Source organism: Mycoplasma sp. OR1901, assembly GCF_013348745.1.
GTDB lineage: Bacteria > Bacillota_I > Bacilli_A > Mycoplasmatales > Metamycoplasmataceae > Mycoplasmopsis.
Window position 1 is genome coordinate 235891 of sequence record NZ_CP054666.1, and the last position, 19796, is coordinate 255686.

The 19796-nt window shown below is 26.4% G+C and carries 4 protein-coding genes; 1 reads left to right on the forward strand and 3 read right to left on the reverse strand.

All coding sequences use genetic code 4. The annotated features are described in order from the left end of the window. The first annotated feature begins 432 nt into the window (after positions 1-432). Positions 433-11694, forward strand: coding sequence for a hypothetical protein (locus tag HTZ87_RS00815; RefSeq protein WP_174892678.1), 11262 nt, complete (start codon positions 433-435; stop codon positions 11692-11694). A 126-nt stretch (positions 11695-11820) separates the two neighbouring features. Here the strand turns inward: HTZ87_RS00815 and mip are convergent, their stop codons facing one another. The 3 genes from mip to HTZ87_RS00830 are packed head-to-tail and all read right to left on the reverse strand — an operon-like array spanning position 11821 to position 19586. After that, a complete protein-coding gene (mip, locus tag HTZ87_RS00820) occupies positions 11821-14838 on the reverse strand; it encodes an Ig-specific serine endopeptidase MIP (protein WP_174892679.1) in 3018 nt (1005 codons plus the stop codon). A gap of 9 nt (positions 14839-14847) precedes the next feature. Next, on the reverse strand, positions 14848-17202 hold the full coding sequence (locus tag HTZ87_RS00825; RefSeq protein WP_174892680.1) for a putative immunoglobulin-blocking virulence protein: 2355 nt from the start codon (positions 17200-17202) through the stop codon (positions 14848-14850). A gap of 26 nt (positions 17203-17228) precedes the next feature. Further along, complete coding sequence (locus tag HTZ87_RS00830) at positions 17229-19586, reverse strand: putative immunoglobulin-blocking virulence protein (RefSeq protein ID WP_174892681.1); 2358 nt, start codon at positions 19584-19586, stop codon at positions 17229-17231. Positions 19587-19796: the final 210 nt, after the last annotated feature.

Genomic DNA, 19796 nt, shown 5'->3' on the forward strand with positions numbered 1-19796 from the left:
AGAAATCGAAATTTTTAATAGTTATTACAAATATAAATAATGTCATTTTTACTAAAAAACTCCTAATTATTTTAAGTTATAATAAAAATACCAAGCATGTAAGTATTGCACTTGATATTTCGTTTTATGAACAGTCAAAAGTGACTATTTTTTTGTTTTTATATAAAGAATTTTTATTAATAAAGAAAATATATTTTTATTTAAAAGTTCATTAATTAAAAATGTATTTTTTAAGTTATTTTTTTAAACATTAACTTAGAAAAATTATTTAAATTAAAAGTTAAATATGTCGTTTAAGCCCTATATTATAGTTGTTTTTGATTTTTGTAAATAAAATAAATATTTAATATTTTTGAAATTTAAATTTGATATAATGAATAAACTTATTCTAGAATAAGAACAACATTTATTAATAAAAATATAGGGGTAATTATGTCAAAAATTAAAAATAAAACAACTGTTTTATTATCTGGTGCAGCTGCAGCTATATCAGTTGCTACAGCGATAGCAATTTTATGAACTTGAAGTAGTAAAAATAATGATTATGAACAGAAATATAAAATTTTAAAAGAATTAATTTCTAAATTAAGTATTGAAAAAGAAAAATTTAGTTCTGACTTTTCAAAACTAGAACCTAATTTTAGAAATAAAGAGCAATTTGTTAAATTAAACAAAATTAAAAATAACATTTTAGATAAATTAAAAGAATCAATTTCTGAAAAAGAAAAATTATTATCAAATGATGATTCAAATTTAGTACTTAATAGAGAAAATGAATATAAAAATAATGAAAATGGTTTCGAACTAAACGATTATAATAAATCGCTATTTAATGCACAAGAAATTAAAAAATTATTAACTCAAATTCAAGATTCAAACATAAAGGATGAATATTTAAATAAAATATCAAATGATTTAAAATCTAATTTTAAATCTATTTTAAATAACACAAGTCAAACAAAACAAAATTTACTAGATTATTTAGATAAACAAAATGAAGAAATTCAAAAATGAAAAAAACTTGACAAGGATTTAATTGATCAATTACCTTTAGCATTACAAGAAAAATTTACTAATAAATTAAATGAAGCTGGAGATAATATTTTAGCCCTTAAAGAGTTGAATAAAGAATTATTAGAGTATAAAAGATTGTCTGATTTAGCAGGTAAAATTAATGATGTTTACTCAAAAGGTAATATTTTACGTGATTTAAATTCAAGTAATTTAGATGAATTACCTGAAATTGAAGATAAAATAAACAAAATATTAGAAGAAGAATCTAAATCAGAATTCCAAAAGTTAAAAGATCAAGTTATGGATTTAAATTCATTAGTTAAAGATGAAAAAACACATAATGATTTTGAAGAAGAAATAAACGTGGCATCTCAAACAGAATCAATTGATAAGCTACTAGAAACTAAAAAGAAAATTGAAAAATACTTAAAAGAAAACGCCGGAGCAGCCGGATTTATTAAATTCAAAAAAGATTCATTAATAGTAAAAGTAACAAATTCTAATTTAGATGAAAAGACAAAAAACAAATTTTTAGATAAAATCAATAATGCTGAAGATATTCAAGAATTAAACAAGCTCGAGAAAAAGATCAATGATGCTATTGAACTAAAAATGAACAAGGATGAAGCTAAAAAATTAATTAATTTATTAAACAATCCTAGAAAAGATGAATTATTAGTTGAATTAGATGATGCAAAAAATGTAGATCAAGTTAATACTGTAGCTAATAAAGCTGCAAAAATTTTATCTGAACAAAAACAAAAAGCTAAAGATAAACTTAGCAAATTAGATGGTGATTTTGAAAGAAAAAACAATTTTGCTTCTAGAATAGCTGAAGCAGTTAAAGAATCTGAATTTATTGAAATTGCTGCACAAATAGATTTATATATTCAAGATTTAATTAATGAAGCTCAAAATGAAATTAGTAAAATTGAAGAAAATCCAGAAAAAAGAGCAGAATTACAAAAGCGTTTAGATGATGCTAAAAAAGACCCTAACACAAATGCGGGGGTATTACTTGATATTTTAAATGAAGCAAAAGCTTTAGAAAACTTTGAAGAATACAAAAAAGAAGCAATAGCAAAAGCTAAAAAACTAACAAATAAAGAACAATCAGACAAATTTGTTAATGATTTAAAAAATGCTTCAACATTAGATGAAGTTATTAAACTAAAAGATCAAGTTGATACAGCATATCAATTCCAATTAGATAAAGAAAAAGCAACAGAAGCAATCAACAGAGTTAAACATAACGTTAAAAAAGATGAATTTAATACAGAGTTAGAAAAAGCTAAAACATCCGCTGAATTAGTGTTATTAACTTCTGAAGCTAATAAATACGCAGATTTTGAAAATGCAAATAATTTAAAATATTTACAATTAAAAGATTTTGTTGAGAAAAACGTTAATGATAAAGCTAAAAAAGCTGAATTTAATACAAGATTAGATAACGATTTAAAAGATGCTAATAATCAAGATAATATTAGTCAAGAAGAAGTAAATCAAAAATTAGATGAAACAAATAAAGAGTTAGATAAATTTATTACTAACCAAAAACAATTGCTAGAAGCTATAAAAGAAAGAATTTTAGGTAAATTAGCTCTTGTTAAGGATCAAGATAAAAGTAGACAACTTGAAAATCAAAGAATACTTCTTGATACCGTTGATTCTGCAAAAGAACTAGAAAAAGTAGTTGATGATTTACTACATTTCGAAAGAACTAGAGATAACATTCTTAAAAAAGTTGATAATTTATTAGACAAAAAAGACTATGTTAAACAACTTGAAGATGCTACAAATGTAAATGAATTAAATGATATCGAAACATTAGTGGATGCAGATTTAATGCGTGAAGCTAAAGAATTAAAAGATGCTAAAGATAGTGGGATTGAAAAATTATCTAAAGTATTAGATTCAAATGAAAATAAAAATAGTTGAGCTAATAGAATATCTGAAACTAAAGATCCTGAAGTTGTAAATGCTGTTATTGATGAAATTAATCAATATTTAGATGGTTTAAAAGAGCAAGCTAAAGATGCACTCAAAAAAGTTGTTGGTAATGATGAGAAATATTCTGATCTAGATGCTAAATTAGCTAATGCTGATTCTGAAGAATTATTTAAAGAAATTAAATCTAAAGCAGAAGAATTCTTTTCAAATGAATTTGTTAACACAAACACTTTATTAGAAAACTTATCAAAAGATCACCCAATGTGAAACCAATTTAATGATGAAGTTAAAGCTGCACAAAATATTCAAGAATTAAATGCTGCAAAAGAAAAAATCGACTACGCTATACTTGTTGATAAACATAAAAAAGAAGCTAAAGAAGCTCTTAAGAATGTTCAAGATAAAGAAATTTCTAAAGACATTTTAGCTAGAATAGAAAGTGCTAACGATGTTGAAACATTAGTTGCTATTAAAAATGAAATTAGTGAACAAGTTAAAGCTGAAAAAGCCGAAATAAAATCAAATGTTGATGCCATAAAAGAAGAAATTAAAAAATTATTTACAAATGATAATATTCAAAAATTTAATGATATTGTAGCTAATGACCAAATATCATTAGAAGATTCTAGAAAAGGTTTAGAAGCCGCTAAAGAAGCTTATAGAATTGAACAAGATCAACTTAAAGATGCTAAAAGAGAAGCTTTAAATGAACTTAATAAATTAGATGAATCACCTGAAAAAACTGCAATAAGAGATCAAATTGAAAATGCACAAAATATCATTAATGATATTGCTAATTCAAAACAAGCGATAAAAGATAGAATTCAAACATTAAAAGATCAGGCTATTGCTGCTACAAATAAATTAAACAATAAAGAAAATCGTGTAACAGAAATTAATGATGCTCAAACACAAGCGGATATTGATAGACTTAAAAATCTTTCAATAACTGAATTTGAAAATATTAAAAGCTCATTAGAACAACTTGCGAATACTACTTTAGATATCGAAGAAAGTTCAAATGAAAAAACAAATACATTAGAACAAATTGGTGCCGCAAATAGTGAAAATGAGCTAAATAAATTAAGAGATCATATCAATGAATTATTAAATAACTATAAACAAAAAGCAACTAACGAAGCTTCACGACTAAAAGAAGAAACAGTAAACGGGAATAATATTTTATCAACTGATATTACACCACTTACAAGTCAATCACAAGTTAAACAACGTATTGATGAAGTAAACAAAATAATTGAAGATAGACTTTCTAAAGCTCATGAAGCTTTAGATAAATTAGTTGGTAACGACCAAGAACATGCTGCAAAATTAGCTAAACTTCAAGAATTAGAAGCTAAAAAAGATGTTGTTAATGAAAAAGAAATTACAGATTTAACGACATTGATGAATAGTATTTTTAATGATGAACATAATGAAACTGATGTTGAACTTCAAAAAGTTACAAACACAGAACAAAAAGCTAAATTACAAGAAGAATTTACTAATGCTAATACTATCCAAAAATTAAAAGACTTGAAGAAAAAAATAGCTGTTCAATTGAAAAAAGAACAAATGCTAAATGACTTACCTTCAAAAATTACATTTGATGACCAACTAACAGAATTTAGAAACAAAATTAATGATGAAAACATTGATTCTTTAGAAAAATTAGCAAAAATTGAAGAAGAAATAAATAAAAAAAGTGAATATAATAATTCACTTAAAGAAAAGACAGATGAAATTAATGCTAAACTTGAAAAAATTAACGTTGATAATGAATTAAAAAATTCTTTAAAACAAGAATTAGATAACGCTAGAACTGATGCTCAAGCAGAAGAAGTTCGTACAAAAATTAATCAAAAATTCGAACAACTTCGTAATGAGGCTTTAGAAGCTATTAAAGGTCTTGAAGGTAGTGAAGAAAAATCAATTCAAAATAACGAATTAAATAAAGCTAACTTTGAATCAGAATTTATTAAAGTCATTACAGATGCACAAAAAGCATTACAAGATAAAAGAAATAAAGTTACTTCATTAAACGATTCAACTAATACAACCGAAAAAGAAAACTTTACTACAAGAATTAATGAAGCTAAAGATATAGCAACATTAAATCAAATTGAAAAAGAAATTAATAACCAATCTTCAAGAGAAAAAATTCAAAATATAATTAATGATTTAAATGCATCTAATGAGAAAGATACTTTCCAATCAAGATTAAATAACATTAATAATAATTCTAATGACTCTGAGCAATCCTTAAATACATTATTAGAAGAAGTTAAAGCTAAAGCTAAATCAGAAGGTAATGATTTTAGATCTTCATTACAAGAAGCTAAAGATGCAGTCGCTTTATTAGCTGATAATACTGAAAAAGCTAGATTAATAGGTGAAATAGAAAAATTAGAACAAGCTGAAAAAACTAAACAGATAGCATCTGAAGCTTTAAAAATACGTGATAAAGCTTTAGAAATAATTTCAACTAAAAGAGCAGATATCAAAAAGTTAATCGAAGGAATAATAAAACCTACAACAACAAATGATGAAACTGCAACAAACCAAATAGAAAAATTTAATACCTTAATTGCTAAAGTTGACACCGCAAGAACTGAAAATGACATTAATAATATTTTTGAAGTTGAAGCTAAAGAATACTTAAATTCAATTAGAGAAAAATACGCAAATTCTATTAATTCATTATTCCCTGAAGGTGCAGAGAAACAACAATTATTAGAATCAATCAATGAAACTAATGCTGATAATATTAGTAAACTTAATGATGCATTAAAAGAAGCTAATAAAAAATTATCTAGTTTAATCGAAGAAATAAACACAAACATTGAATCTAATGATAAAAAAGAAGAGTTCAAAAACAAATTAGCTAAAATAAATTCAAATAATGTTCAAGGTGAGAATGGTCAAGAAACTATTAATAATGATAGATGACAAACAAGATTACCTGATCTTAAGTCTTTATATGACTTAGTTAAAAATCAAAGAACACAAGAAGAAAATGAATTAAGATCATACAAAGAGCAATTAGAAGCTAAGATTAACTCAAAATTATCAGGTGAAAAACAACAACCTGATGCAGCTAACAAAAACCAAAAAACAACACTTCTTGAAGAATTAAATGCCGCAAAAACTCTTGAAAAAGCTAAAGAAATAAGTGCAAAATTAGAAAAATTAATTGAAGATAAAAGAAAAGTTGCTAAGGCAGCAATAGACTTAACTGAAGGTCATGAAAATCATAACCACTTATTAAGTGAAATTAATGAAAAAGAAATCACTGAAGATAAAATTAACGAACTTCAAAGACAAGCAAGTCAATTTGTTCAAGAAACCAGAACAAGTGCTCAAACTGAAATAGATAAAATAAAAGACCCTACAACTAAATCTAACTTATTAGAAAAACTAGGAAACGAAGCCAATACAATTGCTAAAATTAAAGATTTAGAGTTACAAGCCAAAATAATTAACAAAAAAGCTGAACTTAAGGAAAAACTTAATAAATTATGAGAAGAAAATAAATCTGACTATAATGAAAGAATTGATAGATTAACAACAAACGATCAAGCAACATTGGATGAATTGATAAAAATTGAACAAGAAATCAATAATGCTCAAAATACACAAGATGATAATCTAGAAGAAGCTAAACAAGAAGCAAATGCAGTAATTAATAGATTAAAAAATGGTCATCAAGATTCTACACAAGATAAAGATAGTAAATTAAAACAAGTTACTGATGCAACTAATCTTGAAGAAATTAAATTGGCTAAAGATGCTGCACAAGCAATTTTAGATGCCGTTCGCGCAACAGCTAATGAATCTCTTAAAAAGATAAATGTACAAGATTTACCTCAAACATTAGAAGAATCAAATCCTTTAAAGGCAATTGTTGATTTATACAATGAGTTACAAAGATCTAATACTAATTTAGCTAATGAAGAAACTTATGAAGATATTCAAAAAAGAGCTAATAAAGCATTTAATGACTATAAAGAAGAAATTAGAAGGCAAATTTCAGAAAATGGATCTTCAAGAAAAGAAGAATTATTAAGAGAATTAGAACAAGCACAAACTATTGATAAATTACATCAATTAGCTAACGCAAATGAAGTTTATAAAGAAGCAGATAAAATAACAGAAAAATTAAAAGAACATGCTAATAATGCTAATAAAACAAACTTTAACAATGAGCTTGACAATATTGTAAACCATGTTCAACCAAGTACAGACAAGGTTCAAGATGGTCAAACCGTAAGTAAAAAACAAACAGATTTAAATAACCTTAAAGATTTATTAAGAAGAGTTTCTGAAGCGGTTGAAACACAAAACGAAGAAATTGAACATGAACAAACTAGAGCAAATGAAGCTATTAACTTAATTGATGGTAATAATCAAGAATCAACAACTAAAAAACAACAATTAACACAAGAGTTAGAAACAGCGATAGCAAATAAAGATGTAAACGCTATAAAAGCAGCAAAAGATAAGGCTAACGAATACATCAACGCTAAAAGAAGCGAAGCCTTAACTGCTTTAACTAAATTAACAGAAGGTAAAGCTCCTAAAGCAACAATTAATGGCGAAAAAGGTCTTCAAGATAAATTTAACGAGGCTAGAACTCAAACAGAATTTGAAAACATTAAAAAAGAAGTTGAAGACAAGCTAAAAGAATTTAAGACTAATGCAGAATCTGCTGCTAATAAACTTAACGGAGAATTAGCTACCGAATTAAGTGATGCCAATAATTCTAATGATCAAATTAACTATGATAATTTAATCGATAAAGCTAATAGAAAGTTTGAAGAATATAAAGAACAAGCAAGAAGAAAATTAAGAGAAGCTAACTTACAAGATAATAAAACTTTTGAAACGGATATTCAAAATGCTGTAGATAAAAATGCATTAAAATCTATTGAAGATCAAATTCAAACTCAAAAAGATTTAGAAAATGCTAAATCTGAAGCTAGAGTTGAAATCGAAAAATTAAAAGATCCTAAAAAACAAGAGTTTTTAAATAGATTAAATAATACTAATATTGATAAATCAGAAGTTGATCGTATAAAAGAAGATGCAAAAAATCATCTTAATTCGAAAAAACAAAACGCTATAAAAGAAGCTTCAAAATTTGACAGAGTAGCTAATGATAAAAATAATAAGTATAACTCACTATTAGAAAGTGCTGTTACAGAAGAACAATTCGATAAAATAGCACAAGATGCTAAAAATGAATTTGATACTCTAGCAAGAAATAAAAAAACTGATATTGAACGTTTAAGAAATGGTGATAACACATCTACAAAACCAAACGCTAGTGATATTGATAGTAAAACAAAAGCACATGAAATTGAAGAATTACATAAACAAGCTTTAGTTTATGCTAGAAAATATGCCGAAAAAGAAGTTGAAAAACTTGATTCTATTGAAAAGAAAAATGAATTAAAAGCTAAACTAGAAAAAGCAACAAGTGTTGATGTAATAAATGATATTATGGATGAAGCAATTGCATCTAAGAATTTAGAAGATGCTAAAAAACAAGCTAAAGAAAATGCAAGACATAAGTTGGCTGGTCATGAACAATTAGATTCAATTATTGCACAAATTGATGCTGCTAAAAATGGTGAACAATTAACAAATGTTACTTCACGAATAAATCCACTTGTAGATGCTGAAGTTAATAAACTTAGCGTCGCATTAAGAAAATTAAATGAAAATAATAATGTTAGAACAAACTACAGCAATAAGAATGCAAATAATTCAACTGTTCAAGAATTAAGGGATGCTACAAATAAGGTTCAAGAAGAATTAAATAGAATCAATAATGATGTAAAAGTTCAAATTGAAAAAATACATTTAACTGACAATAGTGTCAAAAACGAAACATTCGTTAGTCAATGACATAAAGATTATGAAAACAACGTAAACCCTAAGGGTGTTAAAAATAAATATAATGACATTGAAAACGATAAAACAGAACAAAAATTAGAAGAACTAAAAAATGAAGTTACAAATAAATTAACTCAAAAGAAAAATGAAGTTTTATTAAAAATAAATCAATTAAGTGATGAAAATAATAAAAGAAATTTAAAAAATGATTTAGATAATAGTGATAAACAAAATTACAATGACTTTGCTAAAATTTATAAAGAAGCCGAAAGATTAATTAAACTAGAAGAAGTTAAAAAATTAATTGAAAAAATTAGAGATCTTGTAGATAATAAACATAAATCAAACTATAATAGTGGACTTAACGAAAAAACATTTGAACAATTAGTTCAAGTGGAAGAAGAAGTTAAAGCTACATTACAAGAAGAAATTAGATTAAGCAGAGAAGCTGCTTTAGCAGAAATTAAAAAATTACCTTCTAAAGATTCTACATATAATAGAAGTACATTAAAAACAGAGGCTGAAACAACTAATAGCATTGATAGATTAAATGAACTTAAAGGATTAGCAAAAACTAAAAATGATCAAATATTATCATCTGTTAATAATAAAATTAATGAAATGCAACCTGGTGCAAGAAACCATTTAAAAACAGAATTAAATAATATTTTAAACGGAAATTATGACGAGAGCAACACTCTTGGTGATGCTTTATTAGATTTTAAATTAAATGTAGCAGATAAAACTGTCGCAAAATACAAAGAATTTGAAAGACAAATTGATATAATTTTCCCTAGATCGGATTCCCAAGATGGAGATGGAACTATTCATGGAACAATAATATACAATAGTAGAATTAAAAATATGCTAAACACAAATAAAGCTGAAAGCATTGAAAAAATAAATAATTTATTAATACAAATGAGCGAAACTAAAAAAGTTTACGAGAAAGTCTTAAAATATTTCAATGATAATATCAAAAATAATAAAAATATACATTGATGACCTTGAAATTATAAATTAAGTGATCCTCTTTGAAGAATTAATAATTTTGTATATGATACAGGAAGTGCTGATAGTTTTGAAGGTATTAAAGCAAAATTAGACTATCCAAATGGTTTAATTAAATCTTATGAAATAGTTAAAGATTTATTTAACACAAGAACAGATGCTTTATCCGAAATAAATAAACTTGGAAATGGACAAAAACAAAGTTTAAAACAAAAATTTGACTCTATAGTTGAACCGAAAGTTGTAAATGAAACAAATCTAAATCCATATATTAGGGATGCAATCGATAGATTAGAAAAATACAAAGAAATTAAAGAAAAGGCTACATCATTAAAACAAGCTTTAGATGTTACGAAAGAAAAAATTACTTCTATTAACGAAAAAGCTATAACAATAAAAGAAAAATTAAATGAAGCATGAAATTCAGTACAGGATGTAACTAAAACAAATGATAGAAATTCAACAGAATTAATGAATAGTGTTATAGATGATCCTGAAAATGGTTTAGCTAAATTAAGTAATGATGCAGTAATAGAAATTGATAAATTGCAAAATCCTAAAAAAGATGAATTATTAAGAAGATTAAATCAAATTGGTTGAAACTGAGAACACAGAGAAACTACAGTTGAGGAATTAAAGGCTTTAATATTAGATGCTAAACGTGAAGATGTTAAAAAGTTAATCGATGATAGATTCAATGATTCATCAACATCAAAATGAAAAACAACATATATAAATAGAGTAAATGCAAATAATATAACATATAGCCAATTAGATTCTATAAAAACAGAAATTAATAACAAAATTAATGGAGTTAAAAACAATATTAAAAATACTAAATTTCAAGAATGAAGTATTTCCGAAACCAAAAAACAAGAATTTATTGATACATGAAATAGATTAAAAGATAGTCCGACAGCTAAATATGAAGAACTTGAAAAATTAGAAAGAGATATCAACGAGTACAATGAAATTAAAGGTTCATTAAGAAGGGCTGTAAGTGGTGTAAAACCAGAATTTGTTTTACCTCCAAATCAAAGTAAAGGTGCTCAAGAAAACGTTGTAGATATAACTCTTGCTCATTTAGGAGAATATTATAATGATAAAAATCTTTACGCAGTAGCTTTTGATCATAATAACAATAGAGTAATTTCTAAAGTAAGAAAAGGAAGAAGAACTGCTGATGATAATGCACGTAACACAGAAAATGCTCTTGGATTTACGTTTTTATCAAAAGATGCTAGTCATGTAGGTACTTATTACATAGAAAAAATTATTTTTTCAGATTCCGAATTAAACAAAGATCAAGTTTTACGTGAAAATAAAAATGTAATTAGAATTAGTAATGCTAATAATTATGCTTCTTACGAAGGATTTAAAGTTACTAACGGAAGTCCTGTTAGTCCAGGAATAATTAATGTTGAAAAAAAACAATACAATGGTGTTGAAATAAAAAATATTAATCTAAATATTACTGGAATTAAAATGAATAATAGCTTTTATAACAGTATAGATCAACAAAGTTTTATAATTATATTTGAAGACACAAATACTCATGAACAATATAGAACTAGATATGTTAGAGCAAAAGATGTTCCTACAAGTAATATTATTACAGAATTAAATGGCGATGATTTAAAAATTAAATTATCATCAAATTGATTGCTACCTAAACATAAGTATCAATTAAAAACAATTGAATTCACTATTGATGACGGAAATAAAAAATATATATATAGTTCGGATCAAAAACCTCAAACAGGAAGTGAAAAAATTGATTATAGTAATCACACTCGTTATCCAAAAGATATAGTAGTTGATTAGTTATTTACTAAAGTTAACAATTAATTTTGTTAACTTTTTAATATTTAAATTTAAATTATAGTTACAGTGGAGAATTTTATTAATTCAACAAAAAAACGAAAGAATTTAAGTTCTTTCGTTTTTCTATTATTTTAAGTCTGATGAATTTTTAATTGGCTCGTATTCAGTTAATTTTTCATTAAATTGGAATTCAGATGGTACATTCTCTTTTTCAAAACCGTTTTTAAATAGTCATGTTTTTTTAGGTCCTTTTTTCTTCATTTCTTCACGATATGAATTTTTTTGTTCTTTTCCACCACCATAAATTAAGTCATATTGTGGTGAATTATATTCACCAAATAAACCTTTATAATCATATCCTTCAGATCTAAAAGCTGATGATAGACCAGTTTTAGCACCTGGGAAACTAGCGTGATATACTGAAACCATTTCGTTATTCTTTGTTCTTATACCACTACCTGAAGCTCCACCACCTGGGACATAGTTTCTAGGTAAGTATTCTAAACCGTATAGTATATATTTTTTATCATCATTAGAAACATATAAGTTTTTGAATGGTACATGTTTTGCACCAACTGTTGGAGATGAAATAAACGCATCTACAACTCCTGGTTTATCAATGAAACCACGTCATGCAACGTTATATGATAAGAAATTACCTCTATCTAATTTTTCTTTTGTTGCTTTATCAAAACCATCTTCAGAAACTGTTAACTTATAAAAGTTACCATCAGCGTTTGTTCACATACTGTAACCATATTCACGTGCTTTGATTTCATCGCTTTCTTCGTATTGTTCGATAAATCAATCAAGTCAAGTTGTAGTTTTACTTTTTGGATAACCTAAAATAATTAATTGATCTAAAGTGTTTAAATCAAAATTTTGAGAATAAATAGGGTTATTAATTTTATTGTAATCTTTTAAATATGATGTTGATTTAAATTTAACTTTATCTTTTTCTTCTCAATTTGCATAATCGTTTGTTATTCATTTTGCAAACTCTTCTGGTGTTTTATTATCTAAATATTGTTTATCGAATTTTGCAAAATCAATTTCAATTATTGAGAAGTCTAAAAATTCTTCTACATCTTCATATTTAGTTTTTTGTTCATCGATTAAATATTGTGAAGGTTTTGTATTTAAGTAATCCTTGGCATCGAAAATTCTTCTAACAGCTTTTCCTTTTACAGATGCTGTATTGTATTTTTCTTCGTCTAAAGGTATTACTTTAACTTTAGAATAGTCACCAGTTACAGCTTTTTTGTTAACGTTTGTCATTGACATACCAGTAAATCTATTTTCTTTTATAGCATCCGCAACGTGTAAGTTTGTTCCGAAGTAGAATTTTGTTGGGTAGTGACCATTCTCTGGAAGTTCGTAGTCCATAATTCACATAGTTCCCGCAGTAACATCTGAAGAATTAACAAATTTATTTTGAATATCTCACATGCTTTCTGCTTTATCAATAAACGCTTTAGCGTTATTTTTTGTTTCTTGTTTTATTTCTGGATCTTTATTTATTTTATCTAAAACTTGATTTTTATAAACATTTAAATAGTCGGTGTATATTCTTGCGGCTCCATCTTCGTCACCATTCATTTGTTTTACCAATGCTCTAAACATTTCTATTGTGATTTCTTCTAAATATTCTTGACGTGGATTTTCCATTGTGTCACCACCAGCTTCTTTGATTCTTCTTATAAAATCATTTCTAGCATTTTGGTCATTAATATGTTTTGCAAATTCTTCTAATCTCTCTGGATTCTTAATATGTTTTTTAAGTAGATTTTTTTGTGCTTCATCTTCACTTGCAAAGAAATTGTTAATTTCAATATGATAAGTTGAATAAGATGCATTTAAATAGTTTTTGTTTGTTATTCTTCTAGCTAAACCTTGTTCAAAACCTTGTTTTTTACCAAGTGAGTCTACTCAAGAATCTTTTTTACCAATTTCCATTACGTCGTTTAATGCTAATCCTAAAACTTGATTATTATTTCCGTATTTTGGTAATGTGAAACCTTTATAAGCTGCACTTTCGTATGGGCTGAAACCAACTTTGGCTGCTTCGGTATTAAAGTGATTTATATTATCTTGTGTGTTAGTGTTAATTTCTGGTCTAATTTTAGCTAAATCACCATTACTTTTAATATATCCTTTTAAAGCTGTTAGATAAATGTTATCGTCATACTTAAATTTATCAATTGGTGTTTTTTTAATATACTCTTTGATTTCTTCGTTTGAAGTAGGTTTCTTTAGTCCACCTAATTCGATTCCACCATATTGTTGACCAGTTTCATCTAAACCTTGTTCATTTGAATTAAAGCCACTTACTTTAATTTGTTTAACATCTGATGTTTGACCTGTTAATCTATTTATAAATGTTAAGTAAAAGACAACATTTCCAGTTCTGTTTGGATTTTCTTCTCCTTCAACACCTTTAACATTGTTTATTGTAATATCTAGGAATCATGCATATTTATCGCTTGGAATAAATTTATCTAATGATGCATTTCTAATTACTTGCGATGGTAAAACTTCATTTTTATTTTGATTTCTAAGACTTTGATATTTAAAATCAAAGTGAGTACCTTCGGTAGGATTGCTAATTACTTCATTAAACTGTTGTTTTGATAATTCTTTTTGTTCGTCAGTTGCAGGTTTTTCCGCTTCTTGTGAAGCCTCTAAAAATAAATCTAATAGTTGTTTATTTTTATCTTTAACTTCAGTTGCATTACTTGCACTTGTTAATTTTGTGTTAATTTCATTTCTTTTATTTTGATCAACAATTTTTCTTGTTACTTCTTTTGTGTCTTCGATTAATTTATCTGAGTCACCATTTTCTAAAATTGTTTTTTTAATGTTATCTAGAACTGTATTAAGTTCTTTATCAGTTTTTGCTTCATTGATATTTGCTAATATTTCATCTTTATTATAAACTTCACTAGAAAAGAAATTTGTTAATGCTGTCATTTTTTCTTTTTTAGTATCTAGTGGTGTTAAAGATTGATTATTGTTTGTGTTATTAGAATTCTTATTTTTAGTATTGGTTGTATTCGAATTACTTGTTCCACAAGAAATTGCAGTAACAACGGATGTTATACCAAAAGTTAAGGATAATAATTTTGTTCATTTATTTGTTTTCATTTCTCTCTCCTATGTAAATTGTAAAGCCTCATCACTAAAGACAACGTCATAACCGTTTCTTTTTAATAATTCAAATAGAGCGACATTTGTTTTATCAACTTTGATTGTATTGTTTAGATGTCCAAGTGAAATTAAAGTTCTCAATTCATTGATACCATTAAAGTTTAATGTACCATTACCTTTAATGTAAACGGATTGTGTTTGGTTATTATTTGAAAAAGTAATTTCAGGTGAAGGTGGTCCCATTTCACCGACTACTATGTTTTTTGAAAATCCTGCGTTATTTAAATCGTTTGCGTCTATATCGAAGAAAGGACTATCGTTAAAGAATTTAACTTTTCTAACTTTCTTTTGTGGTTTTTCAGGATGTACAATATCATTAAAAACTAAGTTATTAAGTGATCTAATTTTATGAACTCTAGTAAAATCTAAATTCATTGGGTATTCATAATCTCCACCACTAAAGAAAGGTTCGTGATTTCTTGCTCAATAAACCATTCTTAAACCATCATTAATTCTTTTGAATTTAGCTTTATTATCTGTTGCATTTTCATCTAGGTCACGTTTGTCAAATGATATTGTATTAAATACTAATCTAGTAGCAACTTTTGAACCAGATTTATAATCAAAACTTACGTTATAATCGATGCTATTGATTCAAGCAACATTACGGAATGAAAGTGGATTTAAATTTCATTCTGGTTTTAATGAATTTCCTTCTGTGTAAAGTGATAACTCATCAATTTCTTTATATTCGAGTTCTATTAAAGAAGAAGTGTTAGCCGCGGCAGCATCAAAGAATAGTTCTAATTGTGGTAATTTTTTAGGTAATGCTTTTAAAATATCTTTAAATTTTTGACCAGCGGATTTTTGACCCATATTTAAAATTCTATATGATGTTATTTCAACATTGTCTTTTTGAAGCTCTTCTATTAGGGATTTAGTTTTTTCATAAGCTCTATCATCACTAGCATCGATACTTACAACAGTTCCGTGTGTTCTTGTGATATCAGGATCATTATTTGTTCTGTATAATTCATAAATTTGAATACCATTAATATCTTTTACATTGTATTTTCCAAATTTAGGATCGTTTTTTACATCCCTTTTTTCTCATCCGGGGTATAAACCATCTTTAATTTGTCCACCAGTTCTTCACATTCAATCATTGTAACCAAAAGCTCTTTTTGCAACATTATCTCTATAATATCTATTCAACACTTGGTTATGTCCATCAGGAACTGAACCAATATGTGTGCTTATTTCACCTTTTTCATTTATATATGCACCTTCTGCGCCTAAAGTGTACCCTTCTTTAAATCAATTCTCAACATCATTAGAAATTTTTGTTAACTTACTTTGGTCAAGGTGATCCATAAGTCATAACAGTCTTTCATATTTGATTTTTTCAAAATCTTTACCTTCATAAAGTTTTTTATGTTCAGGTCATTCAATTTGACCGTCAGGTGTTAGAAATTTAACAAAGTTTTTTTCGTTTTTAGGGTCGAATAGTAAACCGAATCTATCATTAAACTTACTAAATGTAAGTTGGTTTGATGGTCTGCTAAAATAAAGTTCTCAATCTCATTTTTCACCAGTTCTTTTTGTTTGTTCTAGTATTAATTTATAGTCTTCTAAATGTGACTTGAATAAACTTTGATTTGTGAATAAGAAGTTTGATGCTTTTGTAATTTGAGCTTTTCTTAATTCGTCAGTTGCTTCAATACTTGTAATTCTTGTACCAATAACATCGACATATTTAATTCTATTATTGATGTTATTTTCTATATCGTATTTTTCAACTATTCTTTCTTTAGGGAATTCTCTTTTAACTCTTACTTTAACACCATCAATAACCGCTCTATTATCGGCTTGTCCCGGTTCTGGATCTTTAACATCTTCTGGTATTGGTTCAGGAACAACTTTAACAATTGGTGTGGGTGTTTCAGTTGGTTTAGGTTCCACTTTTTCGATAGGTTCTGGTATTGGTTTAGGTGTAACAATTTTTGGTTTTTCTTTAGGAACCGGAATAGGTTTTATTAAAACTTTTTTTCTTTCAGGATTTATTTCATTTTTAATTATTTCTTTTTCTTTAATTGGTTTGGGCTTTATTTCTTCAATAGGTTCAGGTTTTGGAATTTCTTTTAAATTATCATCCATTATTGAGTTTTCACTGCTAACCACATCAAGATTATCTTTATTAATTAATTTAGGTCTTGTGTTTTTAATTCTAAAATCATATTCATTAGAATTTTTAATTGATGAAAATTTGTAAATACCTGTAGCAAGGAAAGTTGAAATGGTTAACGAAGAAACTACTAGTATTAAATTAACTTTGTTTTTCTTAAGTTTAAAAAAGTTCATTCATACCTCCTTTAAGTTTTTAAATATTATGAGAATACTAAATCATCATCTTGTTCGTTGTATGGTTTTACGTTGTAACCACTATTTTTTAGTTGATTGATTAATCCAACTTCATCTTGTGGGACTTCAATAATACTATTTCTAGTGAATGTTTTATCACTAAAGTCAATTAGTGTAGTTAAGTTATTAAATCCTTTACTATCTAATAAATGCCCTTTAGTAGTTCCTTTAATACGTATTTTATTTGTTAATTTACCGTTATCAAAGATTATTTTAGATTTAGGTACGTTATAAGGATTTCTATCGATTATGTCATAAAATTGTGCATTATTTAATTCGTTAGTATCTATTTCAAAGTAGTCTTTATTGTTGAATAATACTAATCTTCTTAATTTTCTTACTCCACGATTTTTGTTTTCAATATCATTGAAAACTAAGTATCTTAATGATTTCATATCTGGAACTCTACTTAGGTCTAAACCTGTTGGGTAACTGTTACCTGCTTCATTTCTATCAGGTTTAAGTCCAGGTCCAAAACCACCTTGGAATATTTTTTCGTTATTTCTAACTCAATAAGCCATACGTAGACCGTTGTTGACTGAAGTAGCATCAACACCGTTTGCATTTTTTATAAAGTCTTCTTTATCGAAAGATAAACTATCGAATGTAATTCTAGTTACTACTTTAGTGTTTGGTCCGTAACCGAAACTAACATTATAATCTGCGGTATTTACTCAAGCAGCACCTTTAACGGCTCACGGATTTAAGTTTCATGCTTCAGCTAGTGAATTTGTTGATGTATAGAATGACATTTCATCAATTTCTTTATCTTTAAGTGCTCTTAAAGATGAAGTATTAGTACTTTCTAAGAATAATTCAAGTAAAGGTATTTTGTTTGGTAACGCTTCAAAAATATCTTTAAATCTTTGTGAACTATCATTTTTACCAATGTTTTTAAATCTAAATCCAACAACTTGGATATTTTTTGATTTAATTGAATTAATTAATTTTAATGCTTTATTATATCCAACGCTATTACTTGCGTCAATTGTAATAACATCGGCTTCATTAAGTTTACCACTTTCGCTATTATCTCTTGTTAGGTGATCAACTTTAATTCCATCACCTGGTTCAATGTCTAATCCATGATTACTTGCATATGTTTTCGTAATATCATAGTTAGATCAACCGTTATATCCTCCGTTAGCTATTTGTTCAGGATTACGGTTGTAAATAGTTTTGTGTCCGAATACTCTTTTTTCAACGTTATTTCGTTCGTATTCGGCGGTTACTTTATTAACGATAGGCGAGTAAGTATGTGAATCAAGTTCACCATTTTCGGTAATATAAATATTTGGATCATTCGGATCAATGAAATACCCTTTTTGTAATTGATTTTGAGCATTTAAAGTAGGTCTTTTAAATTTATCAAAATCAATATATGTTATAAGTGCTACATCACTAATTTTTATTTCACGACGATTACCGGCTCTATCATAATATTCATAACTACCTGGTATTCTTCTTATTTCATCATATTTTTCAACTCCTTCCGGAATTAAAAATTCTTTAATTTTATCACCGTTATTTAGTAATCTACCAAATTTGTAAACTATATCAATATAGTAGTCTTCATTTTGGCCAATTAATGATTTTTTGTCTGTTTCAGTTTGTTTAGTATTTAATTTAAATTCATTTAAGATGTAACTAAATGATTTTATTTTTCTAGAAATAGACTTTCTTGCATTTTCGGCAGTTTTTTCAATTAATTGATCTGTAACTTTAATACCGTTTAAATCTGGTGTAATTTCAGCTCTATATGGTACTCTATTTACGATACCTTTTTCGATATCGTTTCTAAAGTCTTGTCTTTCCGGGAACTCAGTAACACTAACTTCAACTTCACCAAAATTTTCATACACCTTTTTAATTGTCTTAGTTTTAGGTTGCTCTTTTGGTTTAGGTGTAGGTTCTGTTTTAGGGTTAAGTTTTGGTTCTTCCTTAGGTTTTATAGGTTCTATTATTACATCAGGAATAATCTTTTTAGGTTCTTCAACCGGTTTAGGTTTGGGTTTTTCTTTAGTTATAATGGGTCTGTCAATAATTACATTTTTAATTGGCTTAGGTTTAGGTTTCTCGATGGGAACTGGTTTAGGCTCTAGTTTTTCTTTGATGTTTTTATCTATAACACTTGCTGTATAGTCTTTTAAATCTAAGTTATTTTTATTGATAATTTTAGTATCACTATTTCTTATAACGAAGTCTACGCCGTTATTATTTTGACTTAAATTGTTGGATGCATAAACAACAACACCAGTTAAAACGCTTACCGATGCTCCTGATAATGTAATTAATAAATTAACTTTTGCTTTTCTATTAAACATACTTATTTACCTCGATATATCTAAATTATATAATTTTAACAATTTAAAGAAGGTTTTTAAATTTTTTATAGATTTTATTAAATTAGTAGTTTTATGCCTATTTTATAGGGAGAAACGAATATTTTATGACTATAATCATAAATTATTTTTTAAAAAAATATTCCCGTTTTAGTTCTTTTTTTACATTTTTTAAAAAAAATGTATTGTAAG